This is a genomic window from Bacillus sp. HMA207, from assembly GCF_003402455.1.
Classification (GTDB): Bacteria; Bacillota; Bacilli; order Bacillales; family Bacillaceae_G; genus Bacillus_A; species Bacillus_A cereus.
The window spans coordinates 182,395-203,437 of sequence record NZ_BEZT01000004.1; the positions used below are offsets into that span (position 1 = coordinate 182,395).

Consider the following 21,043-nt stretch of genomic DNA (forward strand, 5'->3'; position numbering starts at 1 on the left):
ATTTTTTGACAATTAAAAACTTAATTGTTATGATTATTATAATTGTTAACTTTATTAAATAAGGGTGGGATTCTATGATAAAAAAAGAAAACAGTGTATTTTATATCTCCTTCTTGCTAACAACATTATTCATTATATGGGGAATTACCCCAGCAAGTTGGATACAAGGCTACGATTTACAAAGTGTTACATCTTCTTTAAACTCATTTATCCTCAATAAATTTGGATGGTTTTACTCTCTACTTATGACTACAATGATTATTTTGGCTGCTTATTTAGCATTTTCCAAGTACGGTTCTATTCGTCTTGGTAAAGATGGAGAAAAGCCAAAATATAATTATCCATCTTGGCTATCCATGTTGTTTGGGGCAGGAATGGGAATTGGACTCCTCTTTTATGGAATCGCTGAACCGATTTCACATTTTACAGATCCGTTAACAGGAAAAGCAGGTACAGAAGAAAGCGCCAAACTCGCTATGCAATATTCATTTTTCCACTGGGGACTCTTTCCGTGGTCACTATACGCAATGGTCGCTTTAACAATTGCATATTTCACATTCCGCAAACAAAAAGGGAGCACTATCGGGGCTACAGTTACTCCATTATTTAATCGATCGAAAAATTCTCGTATTGGAAAAACAGTTGATATTCTAGCTGTTTTAGCCACAGTATTTGGCATTGTACCATCTGTTGGGATTGGTGCTCAACAAATTGCTGGAGGATTAAGCTATTTATTCCCTTCCATTCATAACACTTTACTTACTCAGCTCGTACTTATAGCTATATTCGCTGTTTTATATTTAACAAGTGCACAAACTGGCTTAGATCGTGGGATTAAATATTTGAGCAACTTGAATTTCTCTCTTGCAGGCATTTTACTCATCTCTTTCTTACTTTTAGGACCAACTGTATTTATTATGAAATATTTCACATCTACACTCGGTTCTTATATCGGCGCTTTACCTAGTATGGGATTAAATTTAGGAGCATTTAGTGAAAAATCTTCTTCTTGGATTGAAAACTGGACTATTTTCTATTGGGGGTGGTGGATCTCTTGGTCTCCATTCGTCGGCACATTTATCGCACGTATTTCTAAAGGACGCACAATAAAAGAATTTATTTTTGGAGTTGTATTAGTCCCAACTCTTATCTGTACATTTTGGTTTGCAGTATTTGGTGGTACCGCAATTCATATGGAAATGTTCCAATCGCTTGGAATAGCTGATGAAATTGCTAAAAATGGTACAGAGATTGGATTATTTGCTGTTATTTCACATCTACCATTCTCTACATTTTTAACGATTATCGGGTTAATTTTAGTAGCCACATTTTTCGTTACTTCTGCCGATTCAGCAACATTTGTTGTTTCAATGCAAACGAGTAACGGAAGCTTATCACCGAAAAATAGTTTAAAACTTATATGGGGATTAACAATCGCGATAATTGCCGCTATTTTATTACAAGCTGGAGGATTAAATGCACTACAAATCGCAGCTATAATTGCTGCGCTACCATTTTCTATTGTAGTCGTTCTTATGGTCACTTCTCTTTTTAAAGAGCTAAAAAAAGAAGATGTTAATTCGCAAACGAAAGAAATCCCGAAAAAAATAAAAAAGGTTATGTAACGATTATCACCTCTTATACAAGAAGAATTCGGCCCTCAAATTAGTCCTGAATCTGTTATTACCGAGGGCGGCAAAGTAAATGAAATAAAACCCATTTGTATGAAATATAATCTTCATACGAATGGGTTTTTACTCTATTATATAGTGTTGTAAACATGCCTTCTCCTCAAACCCTACTTTCTTGTACAACTCCATCGCACGATCATTATTCGTATTCAAACATAGTTCTATCTCTTTCATCTCTTGGAAGGAGAAAATATACTGAATTGCCCCTTATAATAACTGCTCTCCGACACCTTTTCTTCTACTATTTTCAGCGGTTGCAATAAATTCGATATTCGCTTCTTGAAACTCCGGATTTACTTCAACATATACGTAACCCTCTAATTTACCATTCTTCATACTTACAAATAATTTATTCGTATCACTTAAATGTTCGATAATTTCATTTCCTTGATAATATGCATTAGGAAAAGTATGATTGTGTAAAGAGATAAACTGCTCGAATACTTTTGGTAAAGCCTCTTCTACATTGCATATACTACGTTCTTCCACAATATTATGACTTAAACTGAAAATACTATGTTGATCTTGTTCTTTTGCATATAAATTCTTCATTAAACGGGCACAATTATTATTTTCTACATGATAAAAACCATAAAATTTTTCAATATGAAAAGGCCCCTTTTCTATAAGTTCCTTCCACATATGTAAAGCAACTTCTTCCCAATTCTCTGCTTTAATAAACGGCCCCCAAATTTCTGCACATCTCTTTACTTCATCCACATCAAACCCTAATACGCCAATTATTTTATTGTCCTCATAAGTAACAACGAAAGATTTCTCCCAGCCTATATCAGAAAAATCATGAAGAATCGTATGTAACACCTCCTTTTTCTCATCTCCGCAATAACCAACATGATGAATAGCATCTTTATTCATATTCGCAATAAATGATGCTGCGTCTTCAACTTTTGAAATTGAACTAACATACATAATCTCTCCTCCTTCTCTAATATATTCACACCTTTTCCATTTATCTCCTTCTAAAAAAGACATCACCATAAGCATATTTCAAAATGAAATCGCCATGATAATGTCTTCTCAAAAACTCATATAATCATCTTACGTTATAATAAGATAAAACGTTTTTTATTTCTTAAATAATCTCTTTCTAAATACAAGCATACTCATCGCTGAAAGAACTAACGCTATGCCTGAAAGTAATATTGATGTATTCTCTTGTCCACCTGTTGCTCCTAATGCTTTCTTATTTTCTTCTTGCTTATTAACAGCTGGTTTATTTTCTTTCACAACTTGATTATTCACGTTTTGTTCTTGGACTACTGCTGATTGATTTACCGCGTCTTTTGAACCTTCAATTTCTTTTCCTGTTTCTTTTACCTTCGCTTTCGATCCTTCAACTCCTGTTGTTGGCTCTTTTACTTCTTCTTTCTCTTCTTCAACTTCTTTTGTTGGCTCTTTTACTTCTTCTTTCTCTTCTTCGACTTCTTTTGTTGGCTCTTTTACTTCTTCTTTCTCTTCTTTAACTTCTTTTGTTGGTTCTTTTACTTCTTCTTTCTCTTCTTCAACTTCTTTTGTTGGCTCTTTTACTTCTTCTTTCTCTTCTTCAACTTCTTTTGTTGGCTCTTTTACTTCTTCTTTCTCTTCTTCAACTTCTTTTGTTGGCTCTTTTACTTCTTCTTTCTCTTCTTCAACTTCTTTTGTTGGCTCTTTTACTTCTTCTTTCTCTTCTTCAACTTCTTTTGTTGGCTCTTTTACTTCTTCTTTCTCTTCTTCAACTTTTTTTGTTGGCTCTTTTACTTCTTCTTTCGGTATTAATTTTTCTACTATATTCTGCATGACAATGCCACTATATAATATGCCAGTCTCATAATGATCTGCATCTAAATCAAATTCATATATTTTTTCCCCTAGAGTACTCCAAATAATTCCCTCATCAGTAAGTGTTCCACCTTCACTCTTTAGTGTAATCTTTTCAATTGGCTCTCCTTCTAAATCATATACAAAAATTTTCACTTCTTTATTTATTTCTGCATCATCCAAAATGACCTTTTGTCTTCTAACATCAATTGTTATCCACTGACCTAATTGTATTAATGGCCTTACATCACGAATCTCATTTTCAGCTAATTTTAAACTAAGTAAGTTTAGCATGGAACCAATAACCGTTACATCTTTAATATGATTGTCCGCAAGATTTAACCACTGTAAATTTTCCAATGAAGATAGTGGTGTTATATCTTCAATTTGATTATGAGATACATTCACATTATTCAATTGTTTCAAGTTTGAGATGAACTCAATATTTTTCAGGCCTACTCCTTCTAAAGTGAGGTTTTCTAAGTTCGTCATGTACTCTAAACCTGTTATATTTTTTATCTCATTTCCTTTTTCTTTAAGTATCTCTAGTTTTTTAATCTGTAATAAATCTTCTTTTGTGATAGGAGCGTTTACATTCTCTCTACCTAAATTCTCTTTATTAATATGTTGTTGTAAAGTTTTATCGAGAATTACATTTTCCTTTTGTTCATTATTCTCTTTTATTGTTTCCTTGATTTCGTCTAATCTTTCAACAACATTTTGAATTACTGTTCCATTAAACTTAATACGATTCTCTTCTGGATTTATATCCAACATAAATTCATATGTTTTTTCACCGGTAGTCCCCCATTTAACAGAACCATTATTAACGATCCCATCTTCACTCTTCAATTGAATAGTATCAAGTGCCTCTCCTTGTAAATTATAAATAGGTATTTTAACTTCCTTATCTTTTTCTACATCATCTAAAAAAATTTTTTGTCTTTGAATGTCGATATACATTCTTTTTCCTAGTTCTTGAACTGATCTAACATCACGAATTTCATTTGAACCTAGTTTTAAATCATATAAGTCTGTTAAGTGACTGAGTGGCGTTATATCTGAAATATAGTTTTCTTCTAAATTAAGTGATTGTACAGTAGACAATCTTGATAAAGGTTCGATGTTTTCTAATTCATTTTTAGCAAGATCTAACTCTACTAATTTTTTCATTGATGTAATATGTTCAATATTCGTAAGTCCATTGTTACTTAAAGATAAGTTTTTTACATTTTTCAATTGCTCAATTCCAGCAAGGTTATCATTACTAATTTGATTATTTGCTACAGTCAAAGTCCTTAAAGACTTCACTGTAAATAATGGTTTAATATCTTTTATATAATTACTATTTAAATCTAGCATTTTAATCTTCTTCATTTGGCTTAATGGGCTTAAATCTGAGATTTTATTGTTTCTCAAAGTTAAAAACTCAATATGCTCTAACTTAGCCAAAGGCCCAATATCTTCAAGTTCACCATAGGTTATACTTAATGATTTCAATTGTCTCAAGTTCGAGATAAATTTTATATTTTTTAACTTAACTTCTTCCAACGTTAAGTTTTCTAAGTTCGTCATATATTCTAGACCACTTACGTCTTTTATTCCTTTACTTTTAGCTTCAACGACTATTAAGGATTTAACTTTTAATAAATCTTCCTTAGTTATTGGAGTATCTAGATTCTCTCTATTCAAGTTATATTTATTAATATGCCTTTGTAATTGCTTATCTACTATTACATTCGCATCTTGTTGATCCACTTTATCCTCTTTATTTTCCTTTTGTGCTTCTGGAACATCTTTATCTAAATTCAATGTATTTACTTCAAACTGTACTTGGTACTTATTGTCATAGGCCATTGTTGGAATATAAATATGCATTCGCATATTATACCTTTTTCCTAATTCCCCTACTTCAAACTGAATCACTTTCGTTCCATTTTTCTTTTTGTCTTCTGATATTACTTTCACATCATGAAACACACCTGGAGTGTGAATATCCTCTGTTTTCAAGTATTGAAAGAAATCACTATCACTTAATGTTGCTGTTACAATTTTCTTTCCATTCTCAATTGTTAATTTCGGATCCTTTATATAAACAGCTGCCATAGACTCTTCATTCGTTTTATCTTTATACGCTTTAATAACAGCGTCATATGTACCATCTTCTAAACCTTGTCCAGTTTTATTCGCCTCAATTGCTACTGCCGCTAAAGCAGGTGTTGAATAAACAGCAAACGGAAGTGATAACGCCGCCGCTATAATCATTGCATTTATACGTTTTCTTTTATTTTGTTTCAACTTTACATCTCCTCCGAAATATATAATTCGAAATGTAATCATTTCTCGAATAAATGATAATGATTTTCATTATCATTGTCAACTAGAAAAATAAAAAGTTTACAAAAAAAGAACCTCTTTAAAAGAGGTTATGCCATTTTCTCACCTGATTCTTCTCTAAAAAAGCTTTTCATCGCATGAAATACGTCTGCTTTTTGCTTTAAAATATAATATCTGAAATTATCATCTTTAATATTTTTATAGGCTGACATGAGTGTACTATGGCGGTTATACTGGTTCACTTCCCCATACCCAAACATATTACACTTCTTCATTAGCTCTTCAACAAGCTTTACACATCTAGCATTATCTGATGTTAAATTATCACCATCTGAAAAATGGAATGGATAAATATTATAGCGGTCTGGTGAATATTTATTATCGATAAGTTCTAATGCTTTTTTATATACGGAGGAACATATTGTTCCGCCACTTTCTCCTTTTGAGAAAAATTCTTCTTCTGTAACGACTTTCGCTTCTGTATGATGAGCAATAAATTCAATATCAACTGTTTCATACTTTGTGCGTAAAAATCTTGTCATCCAGAAAAAGAAGCTACGTGCCATATATTTCTCCCATATTCCCATCGATCCACTCGTATCCATCATCGCTAATACAACAGCTTTTGAATCTGGCTTTAATACTTCATTCCAAGTGCGGAACTTTAAGTCTTCTTGATGAATTGGATGAAAAGATGCCTTACCACTCATTGCATTTCGTTTATATGCGGATATCATTGTTCGTTTCTTATCGATATTTCCCCATAATCCTGTTTTTCTAATGTCATTAAATTCAACATGTTCAATCCGGTTTTCATCCATTTCTTTTCTCTTTAAATTAGGCAGTTCTAACTCTCTGAAAAACGCTTGTTCTAATTCTAAAATAGAGACTTCAGCTTCATAGTAATCTTCCCCAGCTGCATCTCCTGCTCCTTGCCCTTTTCCTGGCCCTTTTTGTTTTTGACCACCTGATCCATCTCTCGCAACGACATCACCAACTTTGCTGTCACCGTTTCCTTGCCCAACATGTTTATTTTTATCATAATTGTATCTAATCTTATATTCATCTAGAGAACGAATTGGTATTTTTACAACATCCTTGCCATTAGACATAACTATACTTTCTTCTGTTACAAGATCGGGTAAATTATTCTTAATTGCCTCTTGTACTTTTTCTTGATGGCGCTGTTGGTCGTCATATCCTTTGCGATGGAGGGACCAGTTTTCCTGTGAAATCGTATAATTTGGTTGATTTTCTTCGCCCATTCCTTTCCCTCCTTACTGTAATTGTCTTCCTGTATGAACAGCAATCTATAAATTTTGTTCTGTAATATGCAAGCTAGAATATTTGAAAGGTAACTGCCCACAGAAAATCATCCCATAAACATTTATAACGTTTTTCATACAATACCCCGAGCATCCTAAACAAAATTTTGCCACTCACATAAATAGAAAGAAATATTCAGCCACTGATAAGAAAGAAACACAATGCATTGTTGCACACATTTTTACTTTGCAACATATTGTATTGTGTTGGCTTTTTTCGTATGAATGGTTGGTTACTCTATCATATGCATATTGTAAAAATAATTGACAATAAATTCATAAAATTGCATCTTAATTTATTACATTTGGACAAGGTATGACACTTTATACACATATGAACGGATAATAAAACGCTGTCCCGCAAAATACAAGAGACAGCGTTTTGTTATCAAACTATCTGTTTAACAAGCTACCTACATAGCGTAGTAATTCATTTGCTGAAGAAGAATTATAGCCATGCTCATCAATTAAACGCGCAACAACATCATTGATTTTCTTAAGCTGATTTTCGTCCGGCGTTTTCGTTGATGTTGTAATTTTCACTATATCTTTTAAATCAGCAAATAGTTTTTTCTGAATCGCTTCACGAAGACGCTCATGTGAATTATAATCAAAGCGTTTTCCTTTACGGGCATAAGCAGAAATGCGAATTAAAATCTCTTCACGGAACGCTTTCTTAGCATTTTCTGAAATTCCAATTTGCTCTTCAATTGAGCGCATTAATTTTTCATCTGGACTCATTTCTTCTCCTGTTAACGGATCACGTAATTTCGATTTATTGCAGTACGCCTCAACGTTATCTAAGTAATTATCCATAAGCGTCTTAGCTGATTCTTCATATGAATAAACAAACGCTTTTTGTACTTCTTTCTTCGCGATTTCATCGTATTCTTTTCTCGCTAATGAGATGAAGTTCATGTAACGTTCACGGTCTTCATTACTAATGGATGGATGCTGATCTAGCCCATCTTTTAAAGATCTAAGTACATCTAACGCGTTAATAGATGGTACCTCTTTTCGAATGATTGTAGACGAAATTCGGTTAATGACATAACGAGGATCAATACCCTTCATACCTTCATCTTGATATTCGCGTTGTAATTCTTCTACATCAATCGCATTATAACCTTCTACCGTTTCTCCATCATACAAACGCATCTTTTTAATTAAATCAATATCCGGACGCTTCGGATCTTTTAAACGAGTTAAAATAGTGAACATTGCTGCAACGCGAAGTGTGTGTGGTGCAATGTGAACATTCGATACATCACTTTCACGAATCATTTTTTCATAAATATGTTCTTCTTCACTTACTCGTAAATTATAAGGAACTGGCATTACAATAATTCTTGAGTGCAATGCTTCATTTTTCTTATTTGCTATAAATGAGCGATACTCTGTTTCATTCGTATGCGCTACAATTAATTCATCTGCTGAAATAAGCGCAAATCTTCCCGCTTTGAAATTTCCTTCTTGCGTAAGCGATAATAAGTGCCATAAAAACTTCTCATCGCATTTTAACATCTCTTGGAACTCCATCATTCCTCGGTTTGCCTTATTTAATTCTCCATCAAATCGATACGCACGCGGATCTGATTCTGAACCATATTCTGCAATCGTAGAAAAGTCCAGACTACCTGTTAAATCTGCAATATCCTGTGATTTTGGATCAGACGGGCTAAATGTACCAATCCCTGTACGGCGATCTTCAGAGAAGAAAATACGCTCTACAACTACATCCTCAATTCTTGATCCGTATTCTTGCTCTAAACGCATGACATTTAGTGGTGATAAATTCCCTTCAATTCTAACCCCATACTCATCAAAGAAATCATCTCGTAAATGATGTGGAATTAAATGCAGTGGATCCTCGTGCATTGGGCATCCTTTAATTGCAAAAATTGCTCCGCGATCTGTTCTTGAATATGTTTCTAATCCTCGTTTCAACATTGTAACTAACGTTGATTTCCCTCCACTAACAGGACCCATTAATAATAAAATTCTTTTTCTAACATCTAATCGTTTTGCAGATGGATGAAAATATTCCTCTACAAGACGTTCTAGAGCATCCTCTAATCCAAAGAGCTGATTACTAAAGAAGTTATACTTTCTTCTACCATCAACTTCTTCAATTCCAGCGTCTTTTATCATATTGTAAATGCGAGAGTGTGCTGTTTGAGCCACCCATGGTCTTTCTTTCACAAGCTCCAAATACTCCGCAAACGTACCTTCCCATTGTAAACGTTCTTCTGCTGCTCGATGCTGTTCAATCTTTTTTAGAATATCCATTATAGCTCCTCCCCCATCTCCTTGTTCAATCGGATTATTATAAAAGGTATGCTAGGATGTCCTTAAACATTCTTTAAATCAAAACGAAATATATAATAGCACGCTAAAATTCTCTCCAAAATTCAAAGAAAATTCTGTATAATATAGGTATTAACGTTTTTACACTGCTATTCATTATAAATAAATTCTTTTCTTCTAAGAACCTTACATACATTTTGGATAATAAATAAAACTCATGAACCGAAAAAAGTAAGGAGGATATTAGTATGAAATTATTATTAATTTTAGGTGTATCACTCACATTTCTTACAGCTATTTTTACATCCGGTTACAATGACAAACCAGGTACACATAAAAAATGATGTGCTTTTAGCACATCATTTTTTTATTTATAATACATATTTTCCATATCATATTTGGATAGTGGTCGGCTATAATAATAACCTTGTACAAGCTTCACATTCTTTTCTTTCAAAAACTGTATTTGCTCCTTTTTTTCTACTCCTTCTGCAATTATATTCAATTCTAAAGTATGAGCTAAATGAATAATTGCAGCTGTAATATTCGTATCACGTTCATCTATATGTATACCTTCCATAAAAGAACGATCAATTTTTAAAGTATCAATTGGATATGTTTTTAAATAACTTAAAGATGAATAGCCTGTTCCAAAATCATCTAAATGAATCTTTAAATTTTGTTCTTTTAATTGTAGTAACACTCTCTTTGATATATCTTTATGTATAAGAGCTCCTTCTGTAACCTCTATCGCTAATAAATGAGCTGATACATTGTACTTATTTAAAGCCCGTGTAATCATCTCTATTAATGTAATAGAACGAAAGTGTCTAGCTGAAATATTAACCGCAATTGGGACCACTTCATATCCTTTATTTAACCATTCGCGCAGTTGCTGACACACTTGATTTACTACCCATTCATCGAGCTTAATAATAAATCCTGTTCTTTCCGCCAATGGAATAAATTGGTTTGGAGAAACAAATCCTAATTCCTTATTCTCCCACCTTATTAAAGCTTCCATACTAGCTATTTTTTTCGTTTCAATATTAATTTGTGGCTGATAATATAAGAAAAATTCATTTTTTTCTATAGCACGATGTAACTGGTTTTCTATTATAAACCTTTGTTCACGCTCACAGTCTAATCCACTACAATAAAAATGATAATGTCCTTTTCCTTTTTCTTTTGCTTTTTCTAAAGCAGCATCGACCCTCTGAAATAGTATTTTTTCATCTTCTCCATCTGCTGGAGCCATTACAATTCCAATTGATGCACTTAAATATACATCTTCTTCTTCGATTACAAAATATTCACTAATATTTTTCAGTATGCTTTTTGCAACTTCCTCTACATATTCTTTCGTTATATTTTCTATCAACATAACAAATTGATCATCGTGTTCTCTAAATAAGTGCATATCTTCTATTTTTAGATTGCTTAAACATTCTGTAACTTTTTGTAATACTTTATCTCCCTCTTTATGACCAAATGTATCATTAATACGATGAAACTCATCTAAATCTATAAATACAAGTGCAAAATTTACACTCTCATTTAAAAAAGTATTTAACTTATTTGTACATGAAATTCTATTCATTAATCCCGTTAACTGGTCATAGTAAGCTAAATATTCTGTTCGCATTTCGTTTAATACTTGCCTTGTAACATCTCTCGTAACAATATAAATTCCAACAATTTCACCGTTCACAATAATCGGGATAGTTCTCAAAGAAATATATAGCTCGTACCCTTCTTTATGAACATATTTCTTTGAAACAATTTGTTTTGCTTTTCCTTGCATCGATCCCTTAAATATAATTTGAAAATCTTTTTCATATTCTTTATTAATGAATTCAAAAATAAATTTATTATTTAATTCCTCATACCGGTATCCAAATATTTCATACGTTGCCGGATTTGCATATGTAACTCTCCCTATAGAATCTATAGATATAATTGAGTCATTATTATATTCCAGTAACGACTTAAATAACATTTGTTTTTCCTCTATCTTTGTCTTCTCCTCAATTTGAGCTGTAATATCTCTTGTAATACAAATAACAAATTGACATATTCCTTCTTCGTCGCAGACAGGATTAAGTGAAGATTCATAATGTATCTCACCTTTTGGTAAATTGACTACATCACAAAAGGTGTGTGCTTTCGCTTCTCTCACTACTTTTGCATATTGCCTTTGCAATATCCCCGCTATATCTTTTGGTAATACTTCTGCAAAAGTTTTTCCATAGCACTCTTCGCTTAACCTAGCATAATCCATTCCTATCTTATTCACATACATATATTGAAACGTTTCATTATCAATAACTTTCAATATGAATACTAAATCTTGAATAGCATGTAATAATCCTTGTCTAATTAAATCCATATCTATCATACTTAAAAAGGTATTTTGATTACTATATTCTTCCTTCATATTTATCTCAACCCGTCTTATCTATTTTTAATCATATATCCCATTCTATATGATTATGTCCTCTCTTTTAAATGTATGATTATATATTATTTTTATTTTATAAAAAAAAGTCGCCATATGGCGACTTTTAATAAACGATTTCTAAATCTAATCCAGGGTAATTTTGTTGACGGAACGCTTCATAAATTAAAATTGCTGCTGTATTAGATAAATTTAATGAACGTACTTTATCTGTCATTGGAATACGTAAACAATGATCAAAGTTTTCTTCGATTACATTAGCTGGTAAGCCGTTTGTTTCTCTTCCAAATACAAAATAGTAATCCTTCTCACGCTTGCTATAGTCAAACGCTGTATGAGCTTTCTCGCCATACTTTGTTAAATAGAAGAATTCACCGTCTTTATTTTTTTCATAAAATTCTTCAATTGAATCATAATACGTAATTTTTACGTGCTGCCAATAATCTAATCCTGCACGCTTTAACATTTTATCATCCGTTGAAAATCCAAGCGGTCTAATCAAATGTAATTCTGTTCCAGTTGCTGCACAAGTACGAGCAATATTCCCTGTATTTGCTGGAATTTCTGGCTGATATAAAACAACATGTACTCCCACGCGATATTCACCTCTGTTTTTTGTCTACTACGTATTATACCACTTGAGCGAAAAATCTCTACCCATTAATAATATGAAAGAATTTATATTTCATTTGTGGTGTATATTTACTAGAGTCTTCATAGTTCCAATAACGTCGACGGCTATTCGCTGAATGTGCATTTACAAGCGGCATACCATCTGCATCTTTTGCTACTACAATCGTCGTATGATTCCATCTTCCGTCATCCTCGAAATCATAAGCAATGACATCTCCAAGAATAAGTTCTTCTGGCCTCTCTACCGCCTCTGCTCGAAGTCCTGTTGTAGCACCTGACAAATACCAATAAAAAGAATGTGCAACAGCCCAGCTCCAACTCCACTGATTCTCCCTTTGCCACCATCCTTTACGAATATTAGGATACCCGTTCATAGGTACTTCTCCAGTATGAAGACATTGAGAAATGAAATTCGTACAATTATCAGGGAAATTACGATACATAGGATTCCGGTCATCCCACCAACGCTCTGCATATTTCACTGCCTCTAAACGATTATACTGATAAGAACCGTACTTCTCTTTCGTAATATCCCTTTCTAATGTCTCACCCATTCTAATTTCTTCTGACACTTCAATAGCAGAATCACCTATAATTCGACTATTATTTAAACAAACTCTTCGTTTTAATTGTTCCTCTTCAATATAAAATAATTCTTTATGCTTAATTAAATATTTAAAATGTATTTGATAATCAATTTCTTGATGGTCATTACTATTTAATTGTCTAATGAAAGAAACATCCGCAGTTGCTTTCACTATATGTGCACTACGCCTTTGAAACAATTGTTTCTTTCTCAGTGCCATTTGTAGTAAATCCTCAGCAATACCATCCACATTCGTTCTTTTCTCCGTTATATATGCTAAAAATTGTTGTACTTGGTTTTCAATCTTCGTTTTTACAACCATTCTGTCTCCCTCCCATATTACAATATGAAAAAGGGAAATATTATCTACTCTTTTTTCTGTGCTAACAATTCAAGCCCGCGATTCATTTCATGAAGCACTTCTTCGTCTTTCTCACGTTGCATCGCTTTTTCAATAGCTTCGCCGACGCCGTCTCCACCAATTTTCCCAAGTGCCCATGCTGCCGTTCCGCGTAGTACCGGTCTTGGGTCATCTTTCATAACACCAATTAAATCAGGAATTGCCGATGCTTCTTTAAAATGTGCTAATGCTAAAATCGCATTTCTTTGCAGTGGCTTTTTCCCTCTCCATGACCCTGACATAATCCCATATTTCTCTTTAAAATCACGATTACTAATTGTTAAAAGTGGCGTTAATAATGGTTTAACTAGCTCAGGATCCGGCTCCATCTCAGGATGATTATGAAAATCCATTCCTTTATTTTTCGGACAAACAGTCTGACACGTATCACATCCATATATGCGATTTCCTATTTTATCGCGATATTCTTCAGGTAGGAATCCTTTCGTTTGTGTTAAAAACGCAATGCACTTCTTCGAATCTAACTGTCCCCCCTGTATTAAAGCACCGGTAGGACAAATATCGATACATTTCGTACAGCCCCCGCATTGATCTTCTATCGGCTTATCTGGCGGGAATGGAACATTTGTAATCATTTCCCCTAAGTATACGTACGAACCAAATTCTGGTGTAATAATAGAGCAGTTTTTACCGCTCCATCCAATACCAGCACGCTCTGATACAGCTCGATCACTTAATTCACCTGTATCAACCATGGACTTCACTTCTATATCAGGAAGTTTTTCAATTAAATATGCCTCTAATTTTTGCAAACGATCTCGTAAAACAAGATGATAATCTTGTCCCCAAGAAGCACGACAAAAAATCCCACGGCGTTCTCCACGCTTACTTAATGGTGCATTTTTTAATTTTGAAGGATATGCTAAAGCAATCGCAATAATTGATTTAGCACCCGGTAATAACAGTTGCGGATTCGTTCTCTTCTCTATATCAGGCTCTTCAAATCCAGATTGATAATTTAATTGTTGTTGCTGGATTAAGCGCTGCTTTAATTCCTCAAAAGGAGAAGCGCTCGCAAAGCCTATTTTATCTATGCCAATTGTTTTACTATACGCAATTACATCTTGCTTTAATTGTTCAAAATCCACTCTTAATCGCCTCCTCAGATGAATCCACCCCTTATGTAACCACTCTATTGGTTAGTAATTCACGTTTGGAATACTATTATTTACTTCTATTTTCGCATGTAATTATATTTTTCAAACATTAAAAAACGCAATGCCTCGTTTATCTCGGAAACGAAACACTGCGTTGATCACAATTTATAGAAAAACATTTAATAAAATTTGGAGCGGGTGAAGAGAATCGAACTCTCGACCAGAGCTTGGAAGGCTCTTGTTTTACCACTAAACTACACCCGCAAATATGAATTACATATAAGATATTAGAATAACTTATGTAAAGTAGTATAGCATGTAAAAAAAGTAGAGGCAAGAATTTTATCGAAAAAAGTCGAAAAAGTGATGAGAGACCTCATCACTTTTTCAATTCTTTATCAATTGCCTTCTTCATACTATCAAAATCAGGATTTGCAAGATTTCCGTTTACATATACAGAAGGAGCACCTTGAACTTTTAATTTTTGAGCACGATCTGAATCTTTACTTACTTTTTCTTTAATGTCTTTACTGTGTAAATCTTTCTTAAATTGCTCTACATTAACTTTCGGCAGTTTCTCTTTCACAATGCTAAGAAGCAAATCTTCTGTAATCCATTCTTCTGTATCTTTCTTTTGATTTTGATAGATCTCATCATAGAAGATCCAGAATGAATCTTTATCTTGTTTATAAATTGCTTCACCAGCTGCTGCACCTAAATCTGAGTCTTTTCCAATAAATGGGAAATTAATAAAGTATAACTGCACTTTGCCTTTATCAATATACTCTTCTTTTAATCGAGGTAATACTGTTACATCCCAAGTACGACAAGCAGGACATTTAAAGTCTCCAAATTCAACTACCTTAACTGGAGCATCATCTTTCCCTAAAGATTGTTGCGTAGAATAAGCAAACATCTCATTCCCTTTATCTTTTTTGTCATTTATGATGCTATACGCAATTGTTCCAATTACAATTAATACTGCGATAGAAAAAACTATACCAAGAGCCATGAGTTTATTTGATTTCATATACATTCCTCTTTAAATTCATATTCTGTATACAGCATTGTACACAATACACATAATATCAACACTTATATACGTCACGCAATGAACACGCTCACATAAATTACAAAAACACAATAATTGTGACGATATTGTGTCACAATTTGTCACAATTTATTCAAAAAAAGAAGCTCCTCTGTAGGAACTTCTCTTAACTTACTGCTTTTTTACGCGCGCTATTTAACATCGACTGCTCTATTTTTATATCATGACGAATTACCAATTTCTCACTAACTGCTTGAACATACTCATCATGGCTTATATAGCCTTCTTTCTCCATTAGTCTCAAAACGACATTACGTCTCTCTACTGCTTTATCATAATTTTGTGCAGGTGAGTAATAAGCAGGTGCTTTTACTACAGCAGCCATCATTGCACTTTCAGCCAACGTTAATTGGTTTACCTTTTTACCGAAATAAAGGTTTGCTGCTTTTTCAATTCCCCATGCTCCTTCTCCATAATAAATATTACTTACATATAATTTTAAAATTTCATCCTTCGTAAATGTGCGTTCAATTTTTTTCGTATAAAAAATCTCTTTCCACTTCCGAGAAAATGTACGTTCATTCGTTAAAAAGGCATTTTTAGATAGCTGCTGTGTAATTGTACTTCCTCCTTGCACGACACCACCAGCCTTTATATTCTCAACAGATGCCCTAATAATTGCTATATAATCTAAACCGTTATGATGATAAAATCTTTTATCTTCTGTCGCAATAAATGCATGTGTTAATGATTCTGGCACCTCTAACTTAGCCGGTACATGTAATTTACTAATATCACTTTTCTCAATCATTACATTTCCAATGAATAATAACGTACAACTTAACAATAATAATAATATAATGGCTTTATAAAAAAGTTTAGTCATTGGATTTAATGCAACTTTTTGATGATAGTTCACCCTAGATAATACTCGTTCTTTCATCTTGAACACCTCTTTTCCACACAGCATATAACTCTTACTTTAAGAATACATTGTTGTAAAAAAATATCCCATCGATTTCTCTTACACGTACCTTACATCATTGTAAGGTATAAAGTGAAACTTTAATGAGCCCTCATCAATCAGGCTTACTGCCCAGCAAATAGTGGGATAAAAAAGTATTGTATCACAGTATTTTTTTATCTACTATTCATCTGAAATATTGAATATAGGTTATGTTAAAGTACGAATAACCAATAATAGAGAAACCCTTAAGACTATTATATTTTCACTTTACACTTTAATTATATCATCTACAAATATATATACTTTTGACTATCTAGTAATCTAAATGTATATAACATATAGATTTATTATACAGAACAAATGTTCCTTGAATCAATACTAGTGCTATTATTATTTTGACCTTTTTCTTAAACAGTATACAAAAAAAGAGTAGTGATTCGAATGTATCTCAAATCGGCTACTCTTTTCTTTACAATCTTCCTATTAAATTATACGGCTGTACTTCCCACGTTTCATACGGAATAAAATGTGTTGCTCTCATTGCATCAAGCGCTCTGGATTTCATATGAGGACGCGTTATATACTCATCTATGTTCTCTTCATTTAAATCAACAAATTTAGCCTCTTGTATTTCTTCAGGTTGAATTTTTATTTCACCACTTATATATGCTACTTTAAAAACAACAGCTAGAATATGCATAGAAGTATTATAATAAACGCCTGTAATTCCGATAGGCTTCACCGTTAACCCTGTTTCCTCTTTTATTTCCCTACAGACAGCTTGATCGAGCGCTTCGCCTTCTTCTACCTGTCCTCCTGGCAACTCCCACGTATCAGCTCGCCAGTGCACTTTTGTTAATAACACTTCATTTTTTTCATTTGTTAAATAACCGGCTACAGCAACGATATGCTTTGGTGTCTTATGTTCCATATTAAGCCTCCTAGAGATAATGAATATTTTATATATCCCTATAATCATATTCCCTACCTACAACAAAATACCTTTAATACTTCATCACCTTAATTAACTTCATAAAAAAGACCCTATCCGCTAAGCGAAAAGGGTCATCTATCGTATTACTCTCCTAAGTCTACGTTGTGATAAACTTGTTGAACATCTTCTAAATCTTCTAATGCATCAACCATTTTCTCAAATTGTGCTTGAGCATCTTCAGGAAGTGTTACATCACTTTGTGCAAGCATTGTTAATTCTGCAACTGTAAACTCCTCAACGCCAGCACCTTTAAGTGCAGATTGTACTGCATGGAATTGATCTGGTTCAGCATACACGATAACAGAATCTTCTTCTTCTAGAATGTCACGTGCATCTACATCTGCTTCCATTAAAATTTCAAGAACTTCATCTGATGTTTTACCTTCAAGGCCGATAACAGCTGTCGCATCAAACATGTAAGCTACAGAACCGTTCACACCCATATTACCACTGTTTTTGCTAAATGCAGCTCGTACATCTGCTGCAGTACGGTTTACGTTATTTGTAAGTGTATCTACAATAACCATAGCTCCATTTGGTCCGAATCCTTCATAACGAAGCTCGTCATAATTTTCTTCTGAACCGCCTTTTGCTTTTTCAACTGCACGATCAATAATTGTTCTTGGAACATTGTATGTTTTCGCACGCTCTAATACAACTCTTAGTGCTTGGTTTGATTCTGGATCTGGCTCGCCTTGTTTTGCTGCCACATAAATTTCACGCCCAAATTTCGCGTATATACGGCTTGTATTTGCATCTTTTGATGCTTTTTTGTCTTTAATATTGTTCCATTTACGGCCCATACTTTCCACTCTCTTTCCCGTTTTAAATCTACATAAAAATATTAATATGAAATATATTGTGTGTTCAACACATTTTTAAAAGAAATATAAAAAGTTCATTTTTGATTCATATTACAGACATAATATAAATCACTATCATTTTGTTCTTTCGACAAGTTATATTATACATGAATTCCTACGTTTATTACGAATTTTAGAAGCACATAGTATAATTTAACAAAAAGACTCTAACATTTCTGTTAGAGTCTTTTTATATTGCCAATAACGATTTCCATATTATTCCCATAATTGTTTTCTATTGTTGTATAATAAAAACAGGAAAAAATTTGAAGAAAAGATGGAGGGTGAATTATGACACATTCAAAAGACAAAAAATCACATGCTTTTAAAGGAATAAGAGAAAAATTAAACCCAACTATCTATCAAGTGAGATTCATGAAATTAGATGAACCAATTCGATTTGAGTCGTTTTCTGAATTAAAGGAATTAGGAGACTGGTTGAGTACTTCAACGCACATGTGGTCATGCCACTCAACTATGTACAAATACAACAGAGAAGAGTTTGAAAAGAAGTTCTTAGAAATTACGAAATTAACAGCTGATCATGTACTAATATCTACTGGTGGCGTCGGATTTAACTTCATGTCACCAGGTTGGAGAAATTCTCTATAAAATAATGAAATTATATAAAGGGATAAAAATTTATCCCTTTATTGTTTTGTAGTTTTCCCCAACTGTATCGCATGTACTAAATGAATAGTTTACCTTAATCATTTATAACCATTTCACCAACACACCATTTTTGCTTATTTTATAGTGTGATGAAAACATAAAAAGACTCTACACATTTGGTGTAGAGTCTTTTATTACGCCGTTCATGATACCGATGGTCGGGGTCGAACCGACACTCCCGAAGGAACACGATTTTGAGTCGTGCGCGTCTGCCAATTCCGCCACATCGGCACAAAAGAAAAGGCGGCAACCGGATTTGAACCGGTGATAAAGGTTTTGCAGACCTCTGCCTTACCACTTGGCTATGCCGCCATATTAAATTTTATTGGAGCGGAAGACGGGATTCGAACCCGCGACCCCAACCTTGGCAAGGTTGTATTCTACCACTGAACTACTTCCGCAAAAATGGCTGGGCTAGCTGGATTCGAACCAGCGCATGACGGAGTCAAAGTCCGTTGCCTTACCGCTTGGCTATAGCCCATCGAATTCTTACTTAATTATATGTAAGTATCCATTAGATTATTTGTAATTTTTAAAATAAAAATGGGGCGACTGATGGGAATCGAACCCACGAATGCCGGAGCCACAATCCGGTGCGTTAACCACTTCGCCACAACCGCCATGTTGTGTAATTATATTTGGCAGGGGCAGTAGGAATCGAACCCACACTGGAGGTTTTGGAGACCTCAGTTCTACCTTTAAACTATGCCCCTATGTAAATGGTGGAGGGGGGCAGATTCGAACTGCCGAACCCGAAGGAGCGGATTTACAGTCCGCCGCGTTTAGCCACTTCGCTACCCCTCCGAAACTTACATGGTGCCGGCTAGAGGACTTGAACCCCCAACCTACTGATTACAAGTCAGTTGCTCTACCAATTGAGCTAAGCCGGCGTATTTTATTAAAATAAATGGTGGCTCGGGACGGAATCGAACCGCCGACACGAGGATTTTCAGTCCTCTGCTCTACCGACTGAGCTACCGAGCCTTATTAAAATGGCGGTCCCGACCGGGGTCGAACCGGCGATCTCCTGCGTGACAGGCAGGCATGTTAACCACTACACCACGGGACCATTTGGTTGCGGGGACAGGATTTGAACCTGCGACCTTCGGGTTATGAGCCCGACGAGCTACCGTGCTGCTCCACCCCGCGATAATACTATTCATATAAAATTTATATGGTGGAGGATGACGGGATCGAACCGCCGACCCCCTGCTTGTAAGGCAGGTGCTCTCCCAGCTGAGCTAATCCTCCAAAGTGGTGACCCGTACGGGATTCGAACCCGTGTTACCGCCGTGAAAGGGCGGTGTCTTAACCACTTGACCAACGGGCCAAATATTATAAATCCTATGGCGGAGAGCAAGGGATTCGAACCCTTGATACGCTTGTGACGTATACACGATTTCCAATCGTGCTCCTTCGGCCAACTCGGACAGCTCTCCAATGGCTCCGCAGGTAGGAATCGAACCTACGACCGATCGGTTAACAGCCGATAGCTCTACCGCTGAGCTACTGCGGAATAATATTGCCTGGCAACGTCCTACTCTCACAGGGACAAGGTCCCAACTACCATCGGCGCTAGAGAGCTTAACTTCCGTGTTCGGTATGGGAACGGGTGTGACCTCTCTGCCATCATTACCAGACATTATTCTTTTGAGACAATCATTATTATAACTTATTTACTTTAAAAGTCAACAAGTTTTTTATGTTCTCTCAAAACTAGATAACATTGCTACATATTATATGGTTAAGTCCTCGATCTATTAGTATTCGTCAGCTCCACATGTCACCATGCTTCCACCTCGAACCTATCAACCTGATCATCT

13 protein-coding genes, 16 tRNA genes, 2 rRNA genes and 1 pseudogene are annotated in these 21,043 nt (G+C 34.4%); 2 read left to right on the plus strand and 30 right to left on the minus strand.

Features of this window, described 5'->3' with window-relative positions:
• Positions 1-74 precede the first annotated feature (74 nt).
• Positions 75-1,625 carry a glycine betaine transporter OpuD gene (gene opuD / locus HMAS_RS25380; protein WP_000591573.1) on the plus strand — a complete coding sequence of 517 codons (1,551 nt, stop codon included), beginning with the start codon at positions 75-77 and terminating at the stop codon, positions 1,623-1,625.
• Positions 1,626-1,754: 129 nt separating this feature from the next.
• Here the strand turns inward: opuD and HMAS_RS25385 are convergent.
• From HMAS_RS25385 to HMAS_RS25445, 13 genes and pseudogenes are all read right to left on the minus strand, one after another.
• Positions 1,755-2,621: pseudogene (locus HMAS_RS25385) on the minus strand (GNAT family N-acetyltransferase).
• Between the two features lie 156 nt (positions 2,622-2,777).
• Positions 2,778-5,807, minus strand: coding sequence for a leucine-rich repeat domain-containing protein (locus HMAS_RS25390; RefSeq protein ID WP_116345088.1), 3,030 nt, complete (start codon positions 5,805-5,807; stop codon positions 2,778-2,780).
• A gap of 128 nt (positions 5,808-5,935) precedes the next feature.
• Positions 5,936-7,111: a sporulation protein YhbH gene (gene yhbH, locus HMAS_RS25395; protein ID WP_000503519.1), complete on the minus strand. Its 1,176-nt coding sequence runs from the start codon at positions 7,109-7,111 to the stop codon at positions 5,936-5,938.
• 453 nt (positions 7,112-7,564) lie between these two features.
• On the minus strand, positions 7,565-9,460 hold the full coding sequence (locus HMAS_RS25400) for a PrkA family serine protein kinase (RefSeq protein WP_000353273.1): 1,896 nt from the start codon (positions 9,458-9,460) through the stop codon (positions 7,565-7,567).
• 385 nt (positions 9,461-9,845) lie between these two features.
• A complete protein-coding gene (locus HMAS_RS25405) occupies positions 9,846-11,915 on the minus strand; it encodes a sensor domain-containing protein (protein ID WP_016121804.1) in 2,070 nt (689 codons plus the stop codon).
• Positions 11,916-12,042: 127 nt separating this feature from the next.
• Complete coding sequence (gene trmL / locus HMAS_RS25410; protein ID WP_000538147.1) at positions 12,043-12,531, minus strand: tRNA (uridine(34)/cytosine(34)/5-carboxymethylaminomethyluridine(34)-2'-O)-methyltransferase TrmL; 489 nt, start codon at positions 12,529-12,531, stop codon at positions 12,043-12,045.
• A gap of 58 nt (positions 12,532-12,589) precedes the next feature.
• Positions 12,590-13,477, minus strand: coding sequence for an amidase domain-containing protein (locus HMAS_RS25415; protein ID WP_000260591.1), 888 nt, complete (start codon positions 13,475-13,477; stop codon positions 12,590-12,592).
• Between the two features lie 44 nt (positions 13,478-13,521).
• Complete coding sequence (gene queG / locus HMAS_RS25420; RefSeq protein ID WP_070179127.1) at positions 13,522-14,664, minus strand: tRNA epoxyqueuosine(34) reductase QueG; 1,143 nt, start codon at positions 14,662-14,664, stop codon at positions 13,522-13,524.
• A 199-nt stretch (positions 14,665-14,863) separates the two neighbouring features.
• Positions 14,864-14,937 (minus strand) — tRNA-Gly (locus HMAS_RS25425).
• A gap of 115 nt (positions 14,938-15,052) precedes the next feature.
• Positions 15,053-15,703 carry a DsbA family protein gene (locus HMAS_RS25430; protein ID WP_000841309.1) on the minus strand — a complete coding sequence of 217 codons (651 nt, stop codon included), beginning with the start codon at positions 15,701-15,703 and terminating at the stop codon, positions 15,053-15,055.
• Between the two features lie 187 nt (positions 15,704-15,890).
• Positions 15,891-16,667 carry a transglycosylase domain-containing protein gene (locus tag HMAS_RS25435; protein WP_000664715.1) on the minus strand — a complete coding sequence of 259 codons (777 nt, stop codon included), beginning with the start codon at positions 16,665-16,667 and terminating at the stop codon, positions 15,891-15,893.
• Positions 16,668-17,160: 493 nt separating this feature from the next.
• Positions 17,161-17,622 (minus strand): NUDIX hydrolase, encoded by a 462-nt coding sequence (locus tag HMAS_RS25440; protein ID WP_044307498.1) that lies wholly within the window; start codon positions 17,620-17,622, stop codon positions 17,161-17,163.
• A 146-nt stretch (positions 17,623-17,768) separates the two neighbouring features.
• A complete protein-coding gene (locus HMAS_RS25445; protein WP_000532952.1) occupies positions 17,769-18,488 on the minus strand; it encodes a YebC/PmpR family DNA-binding transcriptional regulator in 720 nt (239 codons plus the stop codon).
• 351 nt (positions 18,489-18,839) lie between these two features.
• Here HMAS_RS25445 and HMAS_RS25450 point away from each other — a divergent pair, with 351 nt between their 5' ends.
• Positions 18,840-19,160, plus strand: a complete 321-nt coding sequence (locus tag HMAS_RS25450) for a DUF3884 family protein (protein WP_000149746.1) — start codon at positions 18,840-18,842, stop codon at positions 19,158-19,160.
• Positions 19,161-19,369: 209 nt separating this feature from the next.
• Here HMAS_RS25450 and HMAS_RS25455 read toward each other — a convergent pair.
• The 17 genes from HMAS_RS25455 to HMAS_RS25535 form a co-directional block, all read right to left on the minus strand.
• A tRNA-Leu gene (locus HMAS_RS25455) sits at positions 19,370-19,451 on the minus strand.
• 10 nt (positions 19,452-19,461) lie between these two features.
• Positions 19,462-19,532: transfer RNA gene (locus HMAS_RS25460), tRNA-Cys, on the minus strand.
• Positions 19,533-19,546: 14 nt separating this feature from the next.
• A tRNA-Gly gene (locus HMAS_RS25465) sits at positions 19,547-19,621 on the minus strand.
• 5 nt (positions 19,622-19,626) lie between these two features.
• Positions 19,627-19,701 (minus strand) — tRNA-Gln (locus HMAS_RS25470).
• A gap of 63 nt (positions 19,702-19,764) precedes the next feature.
• Positions 19,765-19,840 (minus strand) — tRNA-His (locus HMAS_RS25475).
• Between the two features lie 19 nt (positions 19,841-19,859).
• Positions 19,860-19,933, minus strand: a tRNA-Trp gene (locus HMAS_RS25480).
• A 7-nt stretch (positions 19,934-19,940) separates the two neighbouring features.
• Positions 19,941-20,024, minus strand: a tRNA-Tyr gene (locus HMAS_RS25485).
• 10 nt (positions 20,025-20,034) lie between these two features.
• Positions 20,035-20,110: transfer RNA gene (locus tag HMAS_RS25490), tRNA-Thr, on the minus strand.
• Between the two features lie 18 nt (positions 20,111-20,128).
• A tRNA-Phe gene (locus tag HMAS_RS25495) sits at positions 20,129-20,204 on the minus strand.
• Positions 20,205-20,213: 9 nt separating this feature from the next.
• A tRNA-Asp gene (locus tag HMAS_RS25500) sits at positions 20,214-20,289 on the minus strand.
• Positions 20,290-20,292: 3 nt separating this feature from the next.
• Positions 20,293-20,369 (minus strand) — tRNA-Met (locus HMAS_RS25505).
• A 26-nt stretch (positions 20,370-20,395) separates the two neighbouring features.
• Positions 20,396-20,471 (minus strand) — tRNA-Val (locus HMAS_RS25510).
• Between the two features lie 4 nt (positions 20,472-20,475).
• Positions 20,476-20,550, minus strand: a tRNA-Glu gene (locus HMAS_RS25515).
• A 17-nt stretch (positions 20,551-20,567) separates the two neighbouring features.
• Positions 20,568-20,659: transfer RNA gene (locus HMAS_RS25520), tRNA-Ser, on the minus strand.
• Between the two features lie 2 nt (positions 20,660-20,661).
• Positions 20,662-20,736 (minus strand) — tRNA-Asn (locus HMAS_RS25525).
• An 8-nt stretch (positions 20,737-20,744) separates the two neighbouring features.
• A 5S ribosomal RNA gene (rrf, locus tag HMAS_RS25530) occupies positions 20,745-20,860 on the minus strand.
• Positions 20,861-20,960: 100 nt separating this feature from the next.
• Positions 20,961-21,043 (minus strand): 23S ribosomal RNA (locus HMAS_RS25535); the annotation flags it as partial.

Bases quoted from the DNA above. Each gene is read 5' to 3' on its own strand.
- yhbH (WP_000503519.1), bottom strand. From the start codon at position 7,111: ATGGGCGAAGAAAATCAACCAAATTATACGATTTCACAGGAAAACTGG.
- HMAS_RS25400 (WP_000353273.1), bottom strand. From the start codon at position 9,460: ATGGATATTCTAAAAAAGATTGAACAGCATCGAGCAGCAGAAGAACGT.
- HMAS_RS25445 (WP_000532952.1), bottom strand. From the start codon at position 18,488: ATGGGCCGTAAATGGAACAATATTAAAGACAAAAAAGCATCAAAAGAT.
- opuD (WP_000591573.1), top strand. From the start codon at position 75: ATGATAAAAAAAGAAAACAGTGTATTTTATATCTCCTTCTTGCTAACA.
- HMAS_RS25440 (WP_044307498.1), bottom strand. From the start codon at position 17,622: ATGGAACATAAGACACCAAAGCATATCGTTGCTGTAGCCGGTTATTTA.
- HMAS_RS25405 (WP_016121804.1), bottom strand. From the start codon at position 11,915: ATGAAGGAAGAATATAGTAATCAAAATACCTTTTTAAGTATGATAGAT.
- HMAS_RS25450 (WP_000149746.1), top strand. From the start codon at position 18,840: ATGACACATTCAAAAGACAAAAAATCACATGCTTTTAAAGGAATAAGA.
- HMAS_RS25415 (WP_000260591.1), bottom strand. From the start codon at position 13,477: ATGGTTGTAAAAACGAAGATTGAAAACCAAGTACAACAATTTTTAGCA.
- HMAS_RS25435 (WP_000664715.1), bottom strand. From the start codon at position 16,667: ATGAAAGAACGAGTATTATCTAGGGTGAACTATCATCAAAAAGTTGCA.
- HMAS_RS25430 (WP_000841309.1), bottom strand. From the start codon at position 15,703: ATGAAATCAAATAAACTCATGGCTCTTGGTATAGTTTTTTCTATCGCA.